General features: G+C 70.5%; 24 protein-coding genes. 19 read left to right on the top strand and 5 right to left on the bottom strand.

Going from position 1 to position 19,618, the window contains the following annotated elements:
* Nucleotides 1–37 precede the first annotated feature (37 nt).
* The 16 genes from accC (at nt 38) to VF092_10865 (ending at nt 13,415) form a co-directional block, all read left to right on the top strand.
* Nucleotides 38–1,537 (top strand): acetyl-CoA carboxylase biotin carboxylase subunit, encoded by a 1,500-nt coding sequence (gene accC / locus VF092_10790; GenBank protein ID HEX6747767.1) that lies wholly within the window; start codon nt 38–40, stop codon nt 1,535–1,537.
* A 74-nt stretch (nt 1,538–1,611) separates the two neighbouring features.
* Nucleotides 1,612–2,868: a class I SAM-dependent RNA methyltransferase gene (locus tag VF092_10795; protein HEX6747768.1), complete on the top strand. Its 1,257-nt coding sequence runs from the start codon at nt 1,612–1,614 to the stop codon at nt 2,866–2,868.
* Between the two features lie 155 nt (nt 2,869–3,023).
* Complete coding sequence (locus tag VF092_10800; protein HEX6747769.1) at nt 3,024–3,521, top strand: biotin/lipoyl-containing protein; 498 nt, start codon at nt 3,024–3,026, stop codon at nt 3,519–3,521.
* Nucleotides 3,522–3,789: 268 nt separating this feature from the next.
* Complete coding sequence (locus VF092_10805) at nt 3,790–4,548, top strand: DUF4184 family protein (GenBank protein HEX6747770.1); 759 nt, start codon at nt 3,790–3,792, stop codon at nt 4,546–4,548.
* A 528-nt stretch (nt 4,549–5,076) separates the two neighbouring features.
* Nucleotides 5,077–5,670 (top strand): PadR family transcriptional regulator, encoded by a 594-nt coding sequence (locus tag VF092_10810; GenBank protein ID HEX6747771.1) that lies wholly within the window; start codon nt 5,077–5,079, stop codon nt 5,668–5,670.
* Nucleotide 5,671: 1 nt separating this feature from the next.
* A complete protein-coding gene (locus VF092_10815) occupies nt 5,672–5,836 on the top strand; it encodes a hypothetical protein (protein HEX6747772.1) in 165 nt (54 codons plus the stop codon).
* A gap of 468 nt (nt 5,837–6,304) precedes the next feature.
* The gene (locus VF092_10820; protein ID HEX6747773.1) at nt 6,305–6,889 is read left to right on the top strand and encodes an FkbM family methyltransferase; all 585 of its coding nucleotides are present in this window, start codon (nt 6,305–6,307) and stop codon (nt 6,887–6,889) included.
* 205 nt (nt 6,890–7,094) lie between these two features.
* Nucleotides 7,095–7,646: a hypothetical protein gene (locus VF092_10825; GenBank protein ID HEX6747774.1), complete on the top strand. Its 552-nt coding sequence runs from the start codon at nt 7,095–7,097 to the stop codon at nt 7,644–7,646.
* Nucleotides 7,639–8,442, top strand: coding sequence for a mycofactocin-coupled SDR family oxidoreductase (locus VF092_10830; GenBank protein HEX6747775.1), 804 nt, complete (start codon nt 7,639–7,641; stop codon nt 8,440–8,442). Before VF092_10825 ends, VF092_10830 begins: the two co-directional genes overlap by 8 nt.
* A gap of 123 nt (nt 8,443–8,565) precedes the next feature.
* The gene (locus VF092_10835) at nt 8,566–8,721 is read left to right on the top strand and encodes a hypothetical protein (protein ID HEX6747776.1); all 156 of its coding nucleotides are present in this window, start codon (nt 8,566–8,568) and stop codon (nt 8,719–8,721) included.
* Nucleotide 8,722: 1 nt separating this feature from the next.
* Nucleotides 8,723–9,103, top strand: coding sequence for a hypothetical protein (locus VF092_10840; protein HEX6747777.1), 381 nt, complete (start codon nt 8,723–8,725; stop codon nt 9,101–9,103).
* 150 nt (nt 9,104–9,253) lie between these two features.
* The gene (locus VF092_10845) at nt 9,254–9,535 is read left to right on the top strand and encodes a protease inhibitor I42 family protein (GenBank protein ID HEX6747778.1); all 282 of its coding nucleotides are present in this window, start codon (nt 9,254–9,256) and stop codon (nt 9,533–9,535) included.
* 132 nt (nt 9,536–9,667) lie between these two features.
* Nucleotides 9,668–9,829, top strand: coding sequence for a hypothetical protein (locus tag VF092_10850; GenBank protein HEX6747779.1), 162 nt, complete (start codon nt 9,668–9,670; stop codon nt 9,827–9,829).
* 292 nt (nt 9,830–10,121) lie between these two features.
* Nucleotides 10,122–10,970, top strand: a complete 849-nt coding sequence (locus VF092_10855) for a hypothetical protein (protein HEX6747780.1) — start codon at nt 10,122–10,124, stop codon at nt 10,968–10,970.
* Nucleotides 10,971–11,164: 194 nt separating this feature from the next.
* Nucleotides 11,165–11,620 carry a GNAT family N-acetyltransferase gene (locus VF092_10860; protein ID HEX6747781.1) on the top strand — a complete coding sequence of 152 codons (456 nt, stop codon included), beginning with the start codon at nt 11,165–11,167 and terminating at the stop codon, nt 11,618–11,620.
* A 100-nt stretch (nt 11,621–11,720) separates the two neighbouring features.
* A complete protein-coding gene (locus VF092_10865; GenBank protein ID HEX6747782.1) occupies nt 11,721–13,415 on the top strand; it encodes a methylmalonyl-CoA mutase family protein in 1,695 nt (564 codons plus the stop codon).
* 95 nt (nt 13,416–13,510) lie between these two features.
* Here VF092_10865 and VF092_10870 read toward each other — a convergent pair whose 3' ends face one another.
* The 5 genes from VF092_10870 to VF092_10890 all read right to left on the bottom strand — a co-directional run bounded on the left by VF092_10870 (nt 13,511) and on the right by VF092_10890 (nt 16,880).
* The gene (locus VF092_10870; protein HEX6747783.1) at nt 13,511–14,173 is read right to left on the bottom strand and encodes a DUF4234 domain-containing protein; all 663 of its coding nucleotides are present in this window, start codon (nt 14,171–14,173) and stop codon (nt 13,511–13,513) included.
* Nucleotides 14,174–14,423: 250 nt separating this feature from the next.
* Entirely contained in the window at nt 14,424–14,900 is a 477-nt protein-coding gene (locus tag VF092_10875) for an SRPBCC family protein (GenBank protein HEX6747784.1), read from the bottom strand.
* Between the two features lie 38 nt (nt 14,901–14,938).
* A complete protein-coding gene (locus VF092_10880; GenBank protein HEX6747785.1) occupies nt 14,939–15,571 on the bottom strand; it encodes a malonic semialdehyde reductase in 633 nt (210 codons plus the stop codon).
* Between the two features lie 166 nt (nt 15,572–15,737).
* The gene (locus VF092_10885; GenBank protein HEX6747786.1) at nt 15,738–15,968 is read right to left on the bottom strand and encodes a hypothetical protein; all 231 of its coding nucleotides are present in this window, start codon (nt 15,966–15,968) and stop codon (nt 15,738–15,740) included.
* Nucleotides 15,969–16,190: 222 nt separating this feature from the next.
* Nucleotides 16,191–16,880 (bottom strand): hypothetical protein, encoded by a 690-nt coding sequence (locus VF092_10890; protein ID HEX6747787.1) that lies wholly within the window; start codon nt 16,878–16,880, stop codon nt 16,191–16,193.
* 444 nt (nt 16,881–17,324) lie between these two features.
* Here VF092_10890 and aroF point away from each other — a divergent pair, with 444 nt between their 5' ends.
* Genes aroF through VF092_10905 form a run of 3 tightly spaced genes read left to right on the top strand, consistent with a single transcriptional unit; the run spans nt 17,325 to nt 19,562 of the window.
* The gene (aroF, locus tag VF092_10895) at nt 17,325–18,383 is read left to right on the top strand and encodes a 3-deoxy-7-phosphoheptulonate synthase (GenBank protein ID HEX6747788.1); all 1,059 of its coding nucleotides are present in this window, start codon (nt 17,325–17,327) and stop codon (nt 18,381–18,383) included.
* Nucleotides 18,383–18,676 (top strand): chorismate mutase, encoded by a 294-nt coding sequence (locus VF092_10900; protein HEX6747789.1) that lies wholly within the window; start codon nt 18,383–18,385, stop codon nt 18,674–18,676. The genes aroF and VF092_10900 overlap by 1 nt, the downstream gene beginning before the upstream one ends.
* 28 nt (nt 18,677–18,704) lie before the next feature.
* Complete coding sequence (locus VF092_10905) at nt 18,705–19,562, top strand: prephenate dehydrogenase/arogenate dehydrogenase family protein (protein HEX6747790.1); 858 nt, start codon at nt 18,705–18,707, stop codon at nt 19,560–19,562.
* Nucleotides 19,563–19,618 lie beyond the last annotated feature (56 nt).

Raw genomic sequence — 19,618 nt, forward strand, 5'->3', positions numbered from 1 at the left:
GCTGGGCACCCGAATCGGACATGAGACGGGAGCGAGCGTGTTCGACAAGATCCTGGTTGCCAACCGCGGCGAGATCGCGCTGCGGGTGATCCGCGCGGCGCACGAGCTGGGCGTGCGCGCGGTGGCCGTGTACTCCGAGGCCGACCGCCTCAGCCCGCACGTGCTCGCCGCCGACGAGGCGGTGTGCATCGGCCCGGCGCCGAGCGCGCAGAGCTACCTGCGCGGCGACGCCATCATCGACGTCGCCCGGCGCACCGGCGCGCAGGCCATCCACCCCGGCTACGGCTTCCTCAGCGAGCGCGCGCCGTTCATCCAGGCGGTGCGCGACGCGGGACTGGTCTTCATCGGCCCGTCGCCCGACGCCGTTACCGCGATGGGCGACAAGACGGCGGCGCGCGCCCGGATGATCGAGGCGGGCGTCCCCGTCGTCCCCGGCACCGCGGAGCCGCTGCGGGACGCGGCCGAGGCGCGGCGGGTGGCGGCGGAGGTGGGGTATCCCGTGCTGCTGAAGGCGGCGGCCGGCGGGGGCGGGAAGGGGATGCGCGTGGTCCAGACCGAGGACGAGATCGAGCGCGCGTTCGAGGCGGCGGGGAACGAGGCGCAGGCGGCGTTCGGCGATCGGTCCGTCTACATCGAGAAGTTCCTCGAGGGGCCGCGCCACATCGAGATCCAGCTGCTGGCCGACCGCCACGGCACCACGCTGCACCTGGGCGAGCGCGAGTGCTCCATCCAGCGCCGCCACCAGAAGCTGATCGAGGAGGCGCCGTCGGCCGTGCTCACCCCCGAGGAGAGGTCGGCGATGGGGCAGATGGCCGTGGCCGCGGCCCGCGCGGTGGGCTACGAGGGCGCGGGAACGGTGGAGTGCCTGTACCAGGACGGCGCCTACTACTTCCTGGAGATGAACACGCGCATCCAGGTGGAGCACCCGGTGACCGAGCTGGTCACGGGGATCGACCTGGTGCAGTGGCAGATCCGCATCGCCGCGGGCGAAAAGCTGCCGTGGACGCAGGATGACGTGCGCTTCACCGGCCACGCCATCGAGTGCCGCATCACCTCCGAGGACCCGTTCAACTCCTTCCTCCCCTCCACCGGCCGCATCGGCGAGCTGACGCTGCCCTCCGGGCCGGGCGTTCGCTGGGACGGGGGGATCGCGACGGGGGTGGAGGTGGGGCTTTCGTACGATCCCATGCTGGCCAAGCTGATCGTGTACGCGCCCACGCGCATCGAGGCGGTGGAGCGGATGAAGCGCGCGCTGCTGGAGCTGCGCGTGGACGGCGTAGACACCAGCGTCCCCTTCCACCTGCGGGTGATGGACGAGCCGGATTTCCGCGCGGGGCGGCTGGACATCAGGTACCTGGAGAAGCACGACGGTCTCCTCTCCGCCGCGCCGTCGGACGACGATGTCCGCGTGGCCGCGCTGGCGGCGGCGCTGCTGGAGGAGGAGCGCCGGCAGATGCGCACCGTCGCGAAGCCGTCCGGCGCCGCGCCGTCGACAGGTGCGAGCGGGTGGCGGCAGATGGGGTGGAGAGGGCGGTGAGGGAGCGCCGCCCCGGCGGGCCGCGGAGACCCGATCGCGGCGGGGGACCGCGCCGACCGCCGCGATCGGAGCGGGTGCGCATCGACTCCATCGCCGCGGGCGGCGAGGGCGTGGGGCGGCTGGCGGACGGGCGCGTGACCTTCGTGCACCGCACCGCGCCGGGGGACCTGGCGGAGATCGCGCTGACGGAGCGGAAGGAGAGGTGGACGCGCGGACGGCTGCTGCGCGTGGTCGAGCCGTCTCCCGATCGCCGCGAGCCGCCGTGCCGGTTCTACGCGCGGTGCGGCGGGTGCACGCTGGAGCACGTCTCCTACGACGCGCAGCTCCGCGCCAAGGCGCGCATCGTGGCGGACGCGCTGACGCGCATCGGCGGGATGGCGACGGAGCCGCCGGAGGTGGTGCCATCTCCCTCCGAGTTCCGTTACCGCAACCGCGTCTCCTTCGCGCTGCGGCGGGCGGAGCACGGGCGGGTGGAGGCGGGCTTCCACGCGCTCGGCGCGCCGGACGAGATCGTGGACCTCGACGGATCGTGCCTGCTCCCGGAGGAGTCGATCGCGCGCGTGTGGGACGCGCTGCGGGCGGCGTGGGGGCCGGACGCGCAGCGGCTGCCGAGTGGCGAGAGGCTGCGGCTGACGCTGCGCGCGAACGCCGCGGGCGAGGTGTCGCTGCTGGTGGAGGGCGGCTATTCGCCCGGTCGGCCGGAGGAGCTGATCGGCGCGGTGCCGGGCCTCGTCTCCATCTGGCACCGCCCCGGCGAGGCGGCGCCGGAGCTGATCGCCGGCGCGCCGGGGCTGCCCGAGACGTGGGGCGACGAGACGGTGGAGCTCTCCGGTGCCGCGTTCCTGCAGGTGAACCGCGGCGCGGCGGCCCTGCTGGAGTCGCACGTCGCCGACCTGGCGGGGGACGTCGCGGGGATGCGGATCGTGGACGCGTACTGCGGTGTCGGTTTCCACGCCCGCCGCTTCGCCCGCGCGGGCGCGCAGGTGGTGGGGATCGAGCTGGACCCGCAGGCGGTGGAGGAGGCCGTCCGCGCGGCGCCGGAGGGCGCGCGCTTCGTCGAGGGGCCCGTCGAGGAGCTGATCCGCGCGGAGCTGCCGGCGGACCTGGTCGTCCTCAACCCCCCGCGCGCCGGCGTGCATGCCGAGGTGGCGGCGGCGCTGGCGGAGATGCCGGCCGCGCGCGTGATCTACATCTCCTGCAACCCCGCCACGCTGGCGCGCGACCTGAAGCGGATCGGCGAGACGTATCGCCTCGAGTCCGTCCGCTCGTTCGACCTCTTCCCGCAGACGGCGCACGTGGAAACCGTCGTGCTGCTGGCGGCTGCTTCGTAGCGCATTCATCGCATATCGAGGGGTTGCTCCTGCTCACCGTGGCGCGGCCAGCCGGAAGACCCTGGCGAAGCCGCGGTCTTGCGGACGCGGCACCGGAGGGGCAGGTTGGCCGCGTTCCGTGGCGACCCGATCTCCCGCGACCCCGACCCGCGCCGATGCGCTACTTCGTGACGATTGCCGGCCGCACCGTGGAGGTGGACCTGACCGGCCACACGCCGGTGGTGGACGGCACGCCCGTGGAGGCGCAGATGGCGCTGCTTCCCGGCACCCACGTGCGCAGCCTGACGGTGGACGGCCGCAGCCACACGCTCGCCGCGAAGCCCGGCGACCGGCGCGGTCGGTGGCAGATCGCGCTGGGCCGCGAGCGCTTCACGGTCGACGCGGTCGACGAGCGCACCCGCGCCATCCGCGAGATGACCGGCGGCGACGAGGCCGAGGTGGAGAAGGTGGTCGCCGCGCCGATGCCCGGGCTGGTGGTGAAGATCGAGGTTGAGGTGGGGCAGACGGTGAAGGCCGGCCAGGGCGTGATCATCGTCGAGGCGATGAAGATGGAGAACGAGCTGAAGGCGCCCGCCGACGGCGTCGTCGCCAAGGTGCTGGTCCAGGAGCGCCAGACGGTGGACAAGGGCGCGACGCTGATCGTCTTCGAGTAGCAGGGGGACAGGGACAGGGGATCGGCGATGCGGTCGCATCTGCGTGACGGTTGATGCGGGCAGGGATGGCGCGGGGGGGATGCGACTGAAGTCGCGGCTACAAAAACACACAGTCCGCCTTCGCGGACTTCGATCACGCCGCACCCACGCGCCTCTGCGACATATATTCTCCAGCCATCCACACCGATCGCGTAAGCCTGCGATGGCGTGACTTCTGCCTGACGCGAGGGCGCCGGACCGGCGCCCTTCTTCGTTCTCCGCCACGCAGATGCCCGTCACGCCCGCACACGCCGCCGCGGCCTGGCCGCTCCATCGCGCCATGCCGCGGCTGCCGCTGGCGGCGCTGGTGATCGGCACGTGGGCGCCGGACCTGGAGTACGTGCTGCACCTGGAGGCTCGCGGCAAGTTCGGCCACACGCCCGCGGGCCTCGTCGTCTTCTGCCTTCCCGCCACCCTCGTGCTGTGGGCGGTCTGGCGCGCGCTGATCCGGCCGGCGCTGACGCAGTTGCTGCCACCCGCGCTCCGCCGCGCGGCAGAGGCGCCGCCGCCCGGGCGACACTCGGACGTGCTCCCGCTGGCGGTGTTCGCGGCGCTGATCGGCGCGGCCACGCACATCCTGTGGGACGGCTTCACGCATCCCGGTGGCTGGGCGGTCGCGCTGATTCCGGCGCTGGAGCGGCCGGCATTCGGACTCTGGTGGCTGCCGTGGTTTTCGGTGCTGCAGCACATCAGCTCCGTCGTGGGCTGCGCGATCGTGGCGATCTGGATCGGCCGCGAGCTGCGCCGCCATCCCGCCGAGGCGCGGCGGATGCCCCCGGGTGAGCGCGCGCGGCTGCTGCGCGTCGCCGCGTTCGTCGCGGCGGTGACGTTGCTCGCTGGCGGCATCAACGCGCTCTTCGCGCGCGGGTTCGCGCCGCGGCTGGGGCGCGCCGCCGTCGGAGGGATGCTGGGGCTCGGGATCGCTCTCGCGGCGTACGGCGTCTTCGCGCGCTGGAGGGCGGGGGAGACGCCGCGCGGCATCTCCTGAACTGATACGAAATCTGGAAATTTTGTTGATGCATCCAGACCGATCCAACGCTGACGTCATCCTGAGGCCGGCCAGACCATAATCAGCGTTTGCGCAAGAAGTTGGCAGGCCGAAGGATCTATCGCCGATCCGGCACGCGATTCGGCGAGACGCACCGATCTACCGGCCGGATTTCCTATTACGTAACTCGTGCTGCGGCCGGTCGGGTACTCTCATCCCCCTGATCAGCGTAATTCCAAATCCAGAGAAAGAGTTGGTGCGACCGGCCGGATCGCGTGCCGACGCGGTTATAGATCCTTCGGCCTGCAAACCATTGCGCGGTCTCTGATTACGGTCTGGCCGGCCTCAGGATGACGTCAGCTCGAGGATCAGACGTGGGGAACAGCCAGACGAATATGAAGAACGTCCCATCTCCCGATCTATCTTGCGATAGTTCTTGCGATATATCTTGACGACCGATATATCGTGCGTTATATCTTGAATCGTTCGAGGTAGTCCTGTCCCAATCCGGGAGACGAGGGAGGCGGCATGTTCGGATGGCATCACTGCGGGCCGCGGCACTGCGGGCCGCGCCCGCGCGGCGGCGGCGGCGCTTGGGGATTCGGGTTCGGCGCGGGGCCGTGGGGCGGCCCCGGCGGGCAGTGGGGCGGGGGGCCCGGCCGCGGCCGCATGTTCGGCCACGGCGACCTGAAGTTCGTGATCCTCAGGCTCCTGGCCGAAAAGCCGCGCCACGGCTACGAGATCATCAAGGAGCTGGAAGACCGCTTCGGCGGCACGTACTCGCCCAGCCCGGGCACCGTGTACCCCACGCTGTCGCTGCTGGAGGACCTGGGATACGCGCGCTCGCAGACCGAGGAGGGGAACCGCAAGGTGTTCGAGATCACCGACGAGGGGCGGAAGTACCTCGAGGAGAACCGCTCCACCATCGACGACATCTTCGACCGCGTGGACGACTTCGGCGCGTTCATCGGGCCGGTGATGCACGGGCTGGGGCGCGCGTTCGGCAACCTGGGGCGGTCGACGTTCCGCGCGGCGATGCGCCACCAGGGCGACGAGCAGTGGATCCAGCGCGCCCGCGAGATCCTGGAGCGCGCCGCCCGCGACATCGAGGGGCTGAACTGAGATGGACGGCCCCGGCGAGCCCGCGGACCCTTACGGCGGCGTCGATCCGTCCGCGGCGTTCTTCGGCCTCTGGCCCAAGTTCGACGCGGAGCGATCCGATGCTGCCGCCCGTGAGCCGCGGCCGAGGATGATCGCGCACGAGCCGCCACGGCTGCGCCCGGCCTGACGATCTACAAGAGATTGGCCTCACGCGGAGGCGCGGAGGCGCGGAGGAACATCTCCGTGCCCTCCGTGTCTCCGCGTGAGACTTCCATTCCCAGCGGTGCGGCGAGCTTCTTCGTTTTCTCCCGCGCTCGCTATTCCATCGAACCTGGTCGATCCTATACGTCGATTCCTCATTGAATCTTGAATCGAATCACATTCTGCTGCCCGACGCCACTCGCCACGAAGTCAGATAAACAATAGTTTTACCGCTCCGCGGCCTCATCGCCGCGGCGGTAGGGCACGTCGCGCGTGACGTGCCGCGAACCCACTTTCGTCGGCTGGTACGGTATCGGTGCACGTTCCCGCGTTTTCGTCGGTCAGGCAGTCGTGGCGCAAGGTCGAAACAGCTCCCGCGGTCCGGCTCGTCAAGCGGCGCATCCGTCAGCTCACCGGGAAGGAGGCCCGGCACTTCAGGGACATCCGCTGCAGGGTGGAGAAGTTCGGCACCTGGGCGATCATCGCATCCGCGCTGGGCCGCGACAGCATCGTCTACTCGGTGGGCGTGGGTACGGAGATCGACTTCGACCTGGCGCTGATCGACCGTTTCGGGCTGCAGGTGCATGCCTTCGATCCAACGCCGGTGGCCGTCGAGTGGGTACGCGCGCAGCGGCTTCCGCCCGGGTTCGTGTTCCACCCCGTGGGCGTTGCCGCGCATGACGGGACCGCGGAGTTCGGCGCCCGCTCCACGGCCACGCACTACACCACCCTGGCCGGCAACGACGCGGGCGGCGAGCGCGTGTCGCTTCCCGTCCGCCGGCTGGCGAGCCTCGGCGCGTCGCTGGGCCATGAGCGGATCGACCTGCTGAAGCTCGACATCGAGGGCGCGGAGTACGCGGTGCTGCACGACATGCTCGAGCGCAAGCTGCATGCGGAGCAGATCCTGGTCGAGTTCCATCACCGTTTCAGGACGATCGGGAAGTCGCGGACCGAGCAGGCGGTCGCCGCGCTGCGGGACGCGGGATACCGCATCTTCCACATCTCCCCGTCCGGGCGGGAGTACGGCTTCGTGCGTTAGCCGCGTGGCGCGGGATGGTGCGGGGGATGAAGAGGGCCGCGCCGGCGGACGCACAGACGCGTCCGCCGGCGTTCGTGTCTCCGGGATGGAAGACGAGACCACGACACCTGAAGGTGTGGCGATCTCCTCCCGCTTCCCGTCGGGTGCGTCTCCGGTCTAGATTCTCCCGTCGCCGGATCGTCGAATCCTCCCGAGCACTACCCGCATGCCGCGAATCGAGCCGCTGGAATACGAGCAGATGCCGCCGGACGCGCGCGCGGCGCACGACGAGCACCTGGAGGTCGCGCGCATCACCAACATGAAGCGCACGCTGCTGCACTCGGTGCCGGCGTTCGACGCGCTGATGACCTGGTACCGCCTGCGCGACACGGTGCGGCCGTTCCTGGGCGAGCGGCTGACCACCCTCTTCGCGCACGCGGTGTCGGCCGAGACGGACTGCCTGATCTGCTCGACCTTCTTCCGCCGCATCCTCGTCGACAGCGGCGAGAACCCCGATGCGCTGGAGATGGACGAGCGCGAGGCCGCCGTCGTCGCCTTCGGCCGCGCGCTGGCGCAGACGCCGCACCGCGTCCCCGACGCTCTTTATGCGCCCGTGGCGGCGTTTTTCGATGACGAGCAGATGGTGGCGCTGACGGCGTTCGGGGCGCTGATGGTGGCCACCAACGTGATCAACAACGTGCTGCAGGTGCCGCTGGACGACTATCTCCAGCCGTACCGGAAGCACCCCGCGGCGGAAGGGATCGGGGCGCATGGGTGAGTTCGGTGGGCGCGTGGCGTTCGTCACTGGCGCGGCGCACGGGCAGGGGCGCGCGGCCGCGCTGGCGCTGGCGAAGGAGGGCGCGAGCATCGCCGCGTTCGACGTGGCGCGGCCGCTGGCGTATCCCGGCTACGGGATGGGCACCGGCGAGGAGCTGGACTCGCTCGTGCGCGAGTGCGAGGCCGCGGGGAGCAGCGCCGTCGCCTTCGCCGGCGACGTGCGCGACGATGGGGCCATCACCGCCGCGGTGGAGGGAACGCTCGAGCGCTTCGGGCGCATCGACATCCTGTTCAACAACGCGGGGATATGCGCGTACGGCCTGGCCCACGAGCTCTCCGAGGCCGAGTGGGACGCGATGCTCAACGTCAACCTCAAGGGGCCATGGATGGTCGCGCGCCGCATCATCCCCGTGATGATCGGGCAGAAGTCCGGCGTGATCATCAACAACTCGTCGGTGGCGGGATATCGGGGGATGAACCGGCTGAGCCACTACGCCGCCAGCAAGCACGGCCTGGTCGGGCTGACGAAGAGCTGGGCGATCGAGCTGGCGCCGCACGGCGTCCGCGTCGTCTCCATCCACCCCACCGGCGTCAACACGCCGATGAACGACGGCCTTGCCGAGCTGGAGGGGAAGACGGTCGAGGAGATCGCCGAGGCCAGCGCCGGCAACCTCCTCCCCGTCCCCTGGATCGAGCCCGAGGACGTGGCCGAGGCCGTCGTCTTCCTCGCCAGCGACCGCGCGCGCTTCGTCACCGGCGCGGGGCTGGTGGTGGATGCGGGGCTGCTCACGCGGTGAGGTTCGCGGAGGGGTGATGCAGGTGCGTTGGTTGGGAGAGGCGGAACAATGCGAGTGAACTCGCGGCTACAACGACACACAGTCCGCCTTCGCGGACTTCAACGGCTCATCCCTCCTGCGATCATGCAACGTATCGGCTTCGTGGCTGGCTCGGTGGCACTCCTGGCGGCGTTCGGGTGCACGGCGCGCGAGTCCTTCAGCGACCCGTCGATGCCGATCGAGATGGCGCGCGGGGCGGAGTTCGACATCGCGCTGGAGTCGAACCAGAGCACCGGCTAAGATGGAATTCACGTTGTACGGCTTTGAGGTGTACACCTCGGAGGTTGACGACCGCTGCGTGGATTTCGTTGTGAGGCGTGACGGCGGACAGTTCTACGACGTTCAAGTGAAGTCTGTTCGAGGCTACAACTACATCTTCATCCCCAAAGAGAAGTTTCCAATCGCGCCGCACCGGTTGGTAGCCGTCGTGGTACTGCATCAGGACTCAGAGCCTGAACTGTACCTGATCCCGATCACGGCGTGGCTCGCACCGAACCAACTCCTCGTCAGCCGTGATTATGAGGGGTTGAAGAGCGAACCGGAGTGGGGGATCAACATCTCGCGGAAGAATCAGCCGCTGCTAGAGACCCATCGCTTCGAGCGCGTGATCGTGAGGCTTTGAGTCTTCCTGTCCTAAAACTATGATGCTGCGCCACGATGGTTGATTTCCTACATCCTTCTCGATCATGACCCGAATCCATCCCATCCTCCTGGCGGCTGTGCTCGCGCTGACCGCCGCGCGAGCTTCGACGATCCTGCGCAGCCGGTCGAGGTGCGCGCGGGGAGCGAGTTCACGCTTGCGCTGAAGGCGAACCACAGCACGGGCTACGAGTGGGTGCTGGCGGATTCGGCCGCGCTCGGCCGGCTGCGCCTAGTCTCGAAGGACTACACCATCCCGCGCCTAGACCGCGACCGCGACGGCGCCGGAGGCACCGAGCGCTGGGTCTTCCGTTCGGACGGTCCCGGTAACGGTGTGGTCGCCCTCGCCTACCTGCGCCCGGGAGAGACCACGCCGCCGGCCGATTCGGCGCGCTTCCGCGTGACGGTGCGGTAGCCCGATCGTTTCATAAACGGTTGATTAGAAGCAGTCCGGAGCGGTTCCCCTGAACTGCAACAGGTGCTATTCTCCGAGCGTCGCCGCCCACTCGGGGACGGCGCGAGAACGGATGCCACAGGGAGAGGCTCCATGGAGAAGGTGAAGCTGAGCATGAGCGAGCTGGCGGTCGAGTCGTTCGAGATGGAGATCGAGCAGGCGCAGGGGACGGTGAACGCATTCGAGTTCGCGCCGACCGGGCGCACGCGCGACTGCCCCTGCATCGAGCTCACCGGCCCCGCCTCGTGCGGGTGAGCGGCGGCGGCGTGGCGAGCTGACGCCCGCCGGCAGCGAGCGATGCGCAGGCCCGGCCAGTCGCCGGGCCTGTTCGCGTCTGATGCGCGTGGAGGATGTTTCCGAAGATTCCGTCGCGGAGGAGTCGGCAGCGGTGTGCTTCCAGCGGCGCGCCTTCTGCTGTATGGCGGCCCAACCTTCATGCACCGGCGCCCGTCAGGGTAGCCCGTCTGGATATCTTTTGACCTGAACCGGGCGCAAACGCATGAATGGACCATCCTTCTGCGGACACCCATCATCCGGGAGGCGATCCATGGCACGCACGCGGCGCTCGAGCTCCAACCGTCCCAGCGGCACGGTCGTCCTCTCCGCCGGGCCGGCTCCGGGCGCGCCCGACGGGAACGCATCTCCCCGCGAAGCGACCGAGTCTCCCGGCGAAGCGGCTGAATCTTCCCGCCAGGCGGTTGAATTGCTTCTCGCCGAGCTGGCGCCGGGTTCGCCGAGCGGAATCGGGCAGGCTTCCACCGCCATCCTCTTCCCCGAGGCGCCGCCACCGTGGCGGCTGGCGATCGGAACGCGGGTGCGATGGGCGACGCGTTCGGCGCGGCGGCTGCCGGCTGTGCTCCGGTTCACCGGGATCGCGCGCTCCGGCACGTACGCACGGCGGGCACGGAAGCGGGCCGCGCCGCCCGTCACCACGCTCACGCTCCGCGACGAGAAGAAGGCCCACGTGCTGATCGCCGCCCACAACGCGGCGCGGGAGAGCATCGCCCGCTGGGAGGACCGCCTGTTCAGGGGCTCGCTGGCCTCGGCCGGCGCCATGCTGCTGGCCCCCGGATTCCTTCTCCAGAAGCCGGTGCCGGCGCGCGTCCATGGCGTGCTCGTGACCGCCATGCTCCTGTTCGGCGCGTTCGCGACCCTGTACCTGCTCCTGGCCGCGCGGGCGCGCGCCGAGCGCTGCACGGACCTGGCGCAGATCGAGGCTGCGCTGGGCTTCTCCGAGTCCGGCCGGTATCTCCGCGGGCGCAGGCTGGTGGGCTACCGGCCACGGCGGACGCGGGAGTGGGGCGCGCTTCCGCTCCTCGTGGGGCACAGCGTGGTCTGGCTGTTCGCCGTGTACGCCCTGCGTGCGTCCCTAGCCGCGTCCTTCCTCCCGCTCTGACGCGCCCGTCCGCGGCTGGTTGCGTCGATCGAGAGTTCCGCCGACGGATGCCACGCGTCCGTCGGCGTTATTTCGATCGCCGCCGCTCCGCTTGGGAACAGCGCGAGAACATGTACCACAGGGAGCTGTTTTGCTTCCACGGATGACGAACGCAGCGCTCGGCCCTGTGTTCGCCCTACGCGCAAGGAGAGCACGTGACCGGGATTCTCTACCGCGAGGCGGGTCTGGTGGACGTGCCGCGGCTGGTCGGGCTTCCGCGTCGGTGCGAGGCTGGCGGCGACCCGCGGATGCTGGCGTACCTGGCCGGCGAGCATCATCCGCAGCAGGCGCTGCCCCTCCGCGTGCTGTGGATGGCCGAGGCGGAGGATGCGCCGGCCGGCTACATCGCCGGGCACCTGACGCGCCGGCTGGGATGCCAGGGCGAGCTGCAGTGGATCTACGTCGTTCCCGATTACCGTCGCGCCGGCGTGGGGTCTAGACTGCTGGCGCTGCTGGCGGCCTGGTTCGTCGAGCACGGGGCCCGCCGCATCTGCGTGGACGTGGGCGACGATGCCGCGCGGCCGTTCTACCGGCGCCAGGGAGCGGTGGAGCTGAACCGCCACTGGATGGTGTGGGAGGACATCGGCGTCGTCCTCGGCAATTCGTCCTGAACATCCCGGCGCGCTCGGATGCCGCGCGCGTCCGTCGGCGTTATGTTTGCCGCCCTGACGCAGTTCCGTACTTCGAGACTCTTGTACTTTCGTACTGGCGATGAGCGATACACTGGCGGCGGCGAACATCGGCGAGGACGGCGGCAGCACCGGCGCGGCCGCGAACGGCAAGCAGGCGTGGGAGGCACGCGCGGTGGCGCCCGCGCTGGCCAGGCACCCGGAGCGGCGCGAGGCGTTCGTTTCCACCAGCGGGGTGGAGATCGACCGGCTGTACGCGCCGGAAGACGTCGCCGGGCTCGATTATCCGCGTGACCTCGGGTATCCCGGCGAGTTCCCGTTCACACGCGGCATCCAGCCGACCATGTACCGCGGGCGCTTCTGGACCATGCGCCAGTATGCGGGCTTCGGCACGGCCGAGGAGACCAACGCGCGCTTCAAGCTGCTGCTGCAGGCGGGGCAGACGGGGCTCTCCACCGCGTTCGACCTGCCGACGCAGATGGGGTACGACTCCGACGCGTCGATGGCGATGGGCGAGGTGGGCCGCGTCGGCGTGGCTATCGACTCGCTGGCGGACATGCGCAGGCTGCTGGACGGCATCCCGCTGGACAAGGTCAGCACGTCGATGACCATCAACGCCACGGCGGCCATCCTCCTGGCCTTCTACATCGCCGTGGCCGACGAGCGCGGGATCCCGCGCGACCGGATCAGCGGGACCATCCAGAACGACATCCTCAAGGAGTACATCGCCCGCGGGACGTACATCTATCCCGTCGAGCCGTCGCTCCGCCTGATCACCGACATCTTCGCGTTCTGCAACGCGGAGGTGCCGAAGTGGAATACCATCTCCATCTCCGGCTACCACATCCGCGAGGCGGGGGCGACCGCGGCGCAGGAGATCGCGTTCACCTTCGCCGACGGGCTCGAGTACGTGCGCCGCGCGCTGGACGCGGGGCTCGACGTCGACCGCTTCGCGCCGCGGCTGTCCTTCTTCTTCGCCAGCCACAACGACCTGTTCGAGGAGGTCGCCAAGTTCCGCGCCGCGCGCCGGCTGTGGGCGCGGCTGATGCGCGAGCGCTTCGGCGCGGGCGACGACGCGGCGAAGCTGCGCTTCCACACGCAGACGGGCGGCGTGACCCTGCAGGCGCAGCAGCCCCTGAACAACGTCGTTCGGGTCACCGTGCAGGCGCTCGCGGCCGTCCTGGGGGGCACGCAGAGCCTGCACACCAACGGCTACGACGAGGCGCTGGCGCTGCCCACCGCGCAGGCGGCCACGCTGGCGCTGCGCACGCAGCAGGTGCTGGCGTACGAGAGCGGGGTGGGGGATACGGTCGACCCGCTCGCCGGCAGCTATTTCGTGGAGTCGCTGACCACCGCGGTGGAGACCCAGGCGCGGGAATATCTCGAGAAGATCGAGGAGATGGGCGGCGCGGCCGAGGCCATCGCCTACATGCAGGAGGAGATCCACCGCGCCGCGTACGAGCACCAGATCTCCATCGAGCGCGGCGACCGGGTCGTCGTCGGCGTCAACAAGTTTCAGTCCGCCGACGAGGAGCCGGTCGACCTGGGCCAGCCGGACTTCACCGCGCTGGAGGCGTCACAGAAGGCGCAGCTGGCGGAGATCAAGCGGGTGCGCGACGATGCCGAGGTGCGCGCGCGGCTGGACGCCATCCGCGCCGCCGCGCGCGGCACCGACAACCTGATGCCGCACATCATCGACGCCGTGAAGGCAATGGTCACCCTGGGCGAGATCAGCGACGCCCTGCGCGAGGTGTGGGGCGTGTACCGGCCGGCGTGAGCGTCGCGCGAAGACTGGACGACGGCAGAGGGGGCCTGCGACCGCGGGCCCCCTCGAGCGTTCAGGTGTGGATCCGGTGATCGCCCCGCGCGGGCTCACTGCGGCAGGAGCGTGCCGGCCACCGCCAGGAGGAGGAGAAGGCTGCCCACCGCGAACGCGGCGTAGTGCCGCCCGTCGAAGGAGTCGTCGGCACGGACGCCCCGGCGCGCGGCCATCGCGTTGATGCTCGCCTGGACGGGGAGGAGCGGGAGGAAGCCCACGAACGTGATCAGCGACCACGGATCGGGGAGCCGCCACGCGGCCGAAAGGAGGAAATAGGCGGCCCCGAGCGCGATGCTGCTCCACCCCACCTCCATCTGCTGGGCGAGCGCCTGGCGGTCGACCTCCTCGAACATCGAGTAGGCCCACAACGGCGCGAAGAACGCACGCCAGAACGGGCTGATGTCCTCGCCGGTCCGCGCGCGGACCCGCTTCCAGTTCCGATAGAACCAGTAGAGCTCGTACAGCCCGAGGGTGAAGATGGAGAGCAGCACCAGCTTGTGGATGGCCAGCGGGTGCAGCTCGTCCTCCGCCACGGCGGCCGGCGGCGCGAGATAGGGCGATTCGAGCGCGACCGCCGCACCGGGGTGCGCCGGCCAGGGAGCGGGAGTTTCGCGCGGCGGCGCGGCGGGCGCCCACAACGCGCTGCCGCAATGCACGCACACGTGCGCGGCGTCGGAGACTTGCCGCTGGCAGACGCGGCAGGTGACGAGAGCCATGGTTCGGACCCGGGTGTCGAGAGGTTGGCTGAGTGCGGGCAGGAGAGGAAGACGAGGCGGGATGGCACGTCGATCACGCGCCCATGGGCAATCTGGGCATTCGGCCGACTCCGCGCAATATGTTTAATGTCCGTATCGAGTCGGGCGGGGAGCCTGCGGAGCCATTCTGGAATCGGACGCGGAGAACTCAGCGCCGGCGCTGAGTTCTCCGCGCCTCCGCGTCTCCGCGTGAGGCATTCCTTTTAGATAATCAGCAGGGCTGGGCGATGCGGCCGAGGATGTCCGTCTCTTCTGCCGCGTGCTTCAGGGCGCGGACGCGCGCGGCGATGTCGCGGGTGAAGATGGCGGAGATGGCGCGGTCGAGCAGCGGGCGGAGGACGCGCCAGCGCGTGCGGAAGCTGTAGCGGAAGGTCACCCGCGTGCGCCCCTCTCCGGCCTCGTGGAAGATCCATGCGCCGGCGAAGCTCTCGAAGAAGAACGGGCCGCGCACCAGCTTCACCGCCACGCGCTCGGGCGGGACGACGGTGACGTACTCCACCAGCATGCTCAGCCCGTTCTTCGCGCGCACCCACACGCGCACGCCCGGCGCCGGCCCGGTGGCGCCGTCCAGGAAGCGGAGGCCGCGCAGGAACGGGTCCCATTCCAGCCGGATGTAGTAGTCCTGCGTCAGCGCGAACAGCGCCTCGCGCGGGGCGCGGATCTCCGCGGAGCTCTCGACGACGGGCATGCGGTCCGGGTGCGGGTGGAATGGGCCGCGGCGACGCGCTACATGAGCGTGCAGGCTTCCTCGAACGCGAGCCGCGGGAGGCGCGGAAAGAGCTTCTCCGGGTCGCCGTGGCCCAGGTTCACCAGGAAGTTGGACTTCACGTGGCCCTGGGGAAAGAACTCCTGGTCGCACCCCTCGCATTCCTTCCCCGCGCCGAAGAACTCCTCGTCGACCCTGGCGTTGTCGAACCCCGACATCGGCCCGCAGTCCAGCCCCAGCGCTCGCGCCGCGATGATCAGGTAGGCGCCCTGCAGCGACGAGTTGCGCCGCGCCGTGGTCTCCACCAGCTGCGGATTGTTGGCGTAGAGGTTCGCCATCCCCGGGTTGTGCGGGAAGGTCTTGATCAGCTTGTGGTAGAAGAGGAGGTCGTAGGCGACGATGACCGTCACCGGCGCCGTCAGCGTCTTGTCGACGTTCGCCGGGGCGAGCGCGGGGCGCAGGCGCTCCTTCGCCGCCGGCGTGCGGAGGAACACGAAGCGCGCGGGGCCGGAGTTGGCCGCGGTGGGGCCCCACTTCACCAGGTCGTACAGCGCGCGCAGCGTGTCGTCGTCCACCGGCCGGTCCAGCCAGCTGTAGTGCGTGCGCGCCTCGCGGAACAGCAGGTCGAGCCCCGCGTCGTCCAGCCTCTCCATCCCGTCCTCCCCCTGTCGTCGTTGCAACGCAGAAACCGCGAACGGCGGGGGAGATGCAACATCCGCGCATGACTCCGTCGCAGCGCGGACCGCGCTTCTTCGGCCGGCGTGAACGCGAAAGGGCCTCCCGCGGGGAGGCCCTTCGTGCCATCGGAAAGGCGATCGGTCAGCAGGGATCCATCGTGAACGGCACGCACGGATTCACGTCGCAGGTGGAGATGCAGCTCGCCACGCAGCTGATCTCGCACGTGGGCGCGCAGCTGAACCCGCAGGTGTCCGCGCAGGTGTTCCCACGCGTGGCGTCGTTGCCCACGACGGTACCACGGAGCCTCGGCACTCCGGTGGTGGCGAACGAGGTGACGGACAGCTCCTCCAGCTTCAGGGCGAGCTTCTTCATGGTGCGGCTCCCGGGACGGGGATGGAGAGAGGCGGGCCAGGCTGGTCCCGGCCCGGCTGAGATACCGCCGCGCGCGGAGCTTGGTTTCATCTCCCGCCCGTTTTCCCATCTCCGCTCACGTCCCGACGGCCGCGCCCGCGAGCCCCCACCCTGGCGCTTCGCGCCGGTCCCTCCCCCGAACAGCGCGGGGGAGGGACGGAGGCTCGCTGCACTCGCGGCCAATCAGCGCATGGTTGGCTCGCGCGCGGGAAGGAGATCGCAGTACGCGAAGCGGCCGTCCCGAATCACCACCTCGCCGATGTCGCAGGCGACGGGGGAGCGGAAGCCCGGGCCGTGGGTGACGAAGGTGTGGAACTCGCCCTTCTCGCCGCAGGGGTCCACGGTCGCGGGGAGATCGGCCAGGAGCGCGGCGTCGTACGCGCGCCCGGCGAACGACGCGTCCAGCTGCGTGGTGTCGACGCAGACGAGCCGCGCCTGGAAGCCGCGGGCCACGAACTCGCGGGCGAGCGCGGCGGTGTCGCGTCCCCACAGCGGGAAGAGCGGCTCGAAGCCGAGGGGGGTGACGCGCTCCTCGCGGTACCGGCGCACGTCCTCCAGGAACAGGTCGCCGAACGCGATGCGCGTCGCGCCGAAGCGGCCACGCACGTCACCCAGCGCGGCGGCGAGCGCGGCCTCGTATTCGTCGTTGGAGCAGGCGGGGCGCAGCTCGAACTCGTGCAGCGGCAGCCCCAGCGCGTCGGCCTGCGCGCGCAGCAGCCCGCGGCGCACGCCGTGGATGGCGATGCGCTCGTACCCGCCCGTGACGCTGGTGAGCAGCACGATGGGATCGTACGCGCCGCAGGCTCGCAGCGCGTCCAGCGCCAGCGCGCTGTCCTTGCCGCCGCTCCAGCTCAGGATCAGGGGTTCGGGCATCTTCGCCGGAGCTGTTGGACAGGAGATCGAAAGCGGGATAATGCCGCCTCCGCCACGATCAGGACAGGGCGCGGGCGAGTGGTGACGATGCGCACCAGATCGGCATTTCATACATCGACGCGACGCGGCCGCGCGCGCCACTTCCCCGTCCCGCTTCGGCCGGTCCGTGTGGGGCGAACTGTGACTTCACGACGAAATCTTGACGAGGGGGGTTGCGCGTTTCCGGACGGCGGGGTTACCGTTGAACCCATGAGCCTCGACGCCGCGCGCTTCAGCCGCTTCTACTTCTATTACCGGCCCTGTAACGGGAGTCCGGGATTCGTCGCGCGCGGCTGAGCGGCCGCCACCGAAGGCGATCACGGAGGGCTCCCGAGCGGCTTCGGGGGCCCTCTTCGCTTTCTCCCCCATGCCGCAGCACCCGTCCCCCTGCAGGAGAAGAACCACATGATCATCGTCACCCGTCCGAACGTGACCGACGCGGAGCTGGACCACATCCGCGAGCGCATCGAGACGCTCGGGATGCGCACGCACGTGTCGCGCGGCGAGCGCCGCACCATCATCGGCTGTATCGGAGACGAAGCGCTGGTCCAGGAGGCCGCGCTTCTTTCGCTTCCCGGCGTGGAGTCGGTGACGCCGATCATGAAGCCGTACAAGCTGGCGGCGCGCGAGTTCGCCGCCGACCCGTCGGTGGTGCGCGTAGGCGACCGCGCCGCCGCGGCGATCGGCGGGCGGCGGCTGGCGGTGATCGCGGGGCCGTGCTCGGTGGAAGGACGCGAGATGCTGCGCGAGACCGCGTACGCCGTGCGCGACGCCGGCGCGGGGCTGCTGCGCGGCGGCGCCTTCAAGCCGCGCACTAGTCCCTACGCCTTCCAGGGGCTGGGCGAGGCGGCGCTCCGGATGCTGGCCGAGGTGCGCGCCGAGACGGGGCTGCCGGTGGTGACGGAGGTGATGGACACGCGCCAGGTGGAGCTGGTGGCCGAGCACGCCGACGTGCTGCAGGTGGGCGCGCGCAACATGCAGAACTTCGCGCTCCTCTCCGAGCTGGGCCGCGTGCAGCGGCCCGTGCTGCTCAAGCGCGGACTTTCGGCCACGGTGAAGGAGCTGCTGATGGCGGCCGAGTACGTGATGGCGCAGGGGAACCGCGACGTGATCCTGTGCGAGCGCGGCATCCGCACCTTCGAGACCATCACCCGCAACACGCTGGACGTGGCCGCGATCCCCGTGCTCAAGGCCGAGACGCACCTGCCCGTGGTGGTCGACCCCAGCCACGCCGGTGGCCGCGCGGATCTCGTCGCGCCGCTGGCCTTCGCGGCCGTGGCGGCGGGCGCCGACGGGCTGATCATTGAAGTGCACCCCGACCCCCAGGGCGCGCTGTCGGATGGCGACCAGTCGCTCACGCTCAACGCGTTCGGGCGGATGATGCACGGCCTGCGGCCATTCGCGCTCGCGGCCGGGCGCGAGCTGCCGCTCCCCGGCGCCGCGGCGCTGCGGGAGGCGGCGTGATGGCGCAGGACGCCCCGCCCGCGGCGGAACGGCTCGGCGAGCTGCGGGTGCAGATCGAGCAGATCGACCGCTCCATCATCGGCCTGATCGCCGAACGGGTGCGGTTGGCGCGCGAGGTGGGGATCGCCAAGCACGAGCTGGGGCTGCCGACGCTGGACCCGGCGCGCGAGGCCGCCGTCGTGCGCCGCGCGGGCGAGCTGGCGCGCGAGGCGGGGCTGGGCGACGAGGACGTGCGCTACATCTTCTGGCACCTGATCGGGCTCTCCCGCCGCGCGCAGATGGAGGAGGGGTGACGGTGCACGGCCAGCCCGGTTGCCTTCGGTGAGCGGCGAGGACCCGGCGTTTACGGACCCGGGCTCGATCCGGACGGTCGCCGTTGCGGGATTGGGGCTGATCGGGGGATCGGTGGCGCGCGACCTGGCCGCCCTCGGTGTGCGCGTGCTCGGGCACGACCGCGACCGCGCGGCGGTGGATGCGGCGCTCCGCGAAGGCTTCGTCTCCGCCGCGCTGGGGGATGGCTTCGCGGGGGTGGAGGACGCGGACGCGCTGGTGATCGCCGTCCCCGTGCATGCGGCCGCGGCGGTGCTGGAGCGCGCGCTGCCGCGTCTCGGCGGCGTGCGGCTGGTGACGGACGCGGGGAGCACCAAGCGCGCGATCGTGGCCGCGGCGGAGCGGCTGGGGATCGGCGCCCGGTTCGTCGGCGCGCACCCGTTCGCCGGCGACCATCGCGCGGGGGTGGAGGCCTCTCGCCTGGGACTGTTCGCTGGCGCGCGCGTCTACCTCTGCCCCGCCGCGGGCGCGTCTGCCGAGGCGCGGGGGATGGCGCGCGGGCTGTGGACGATGCTGGGCGGGACGGTGATGGAGATCGGCGCGGAGGAGCACGACGCGCGGCTGGCGTGGACGAGCCACCTCCCGCAACTCGTCTCCACCGCGCTGGCGGCGGTGCTGGCGGCGCGCGGGATTCCGCGCGCGGATCTCGGCCCCGGTGGGCGCGACGTCACCCGCCTGGCCGCCAGCTCGCCGGAGATGTGGACCGGCATCGCGCTGGAGAACGCCGATGCGCTCCTCGCCGCGCTCGATGCCACGGGCGCGCAGCTCGCCGCCCTCCGCGACGCCCTCGCGCGGCGGGACGAGGACGCGATCCGCGCCGCGTTCGCCTCGGGCCAGGCGTGGAGCTGAACCACCCAACAGATTGAGTCTCACGCAGAGGCCGCAGAGGACGCAGAGGACCGATC

The organism is Longimicrobium sp., from assembly GCA_036377595.1.
Lineage (GTDB): Bacteria > Gemmatimonadota > Gemmatimonadetes > Longimicrobiales > Longimicrobiaceae > Longimicrobium.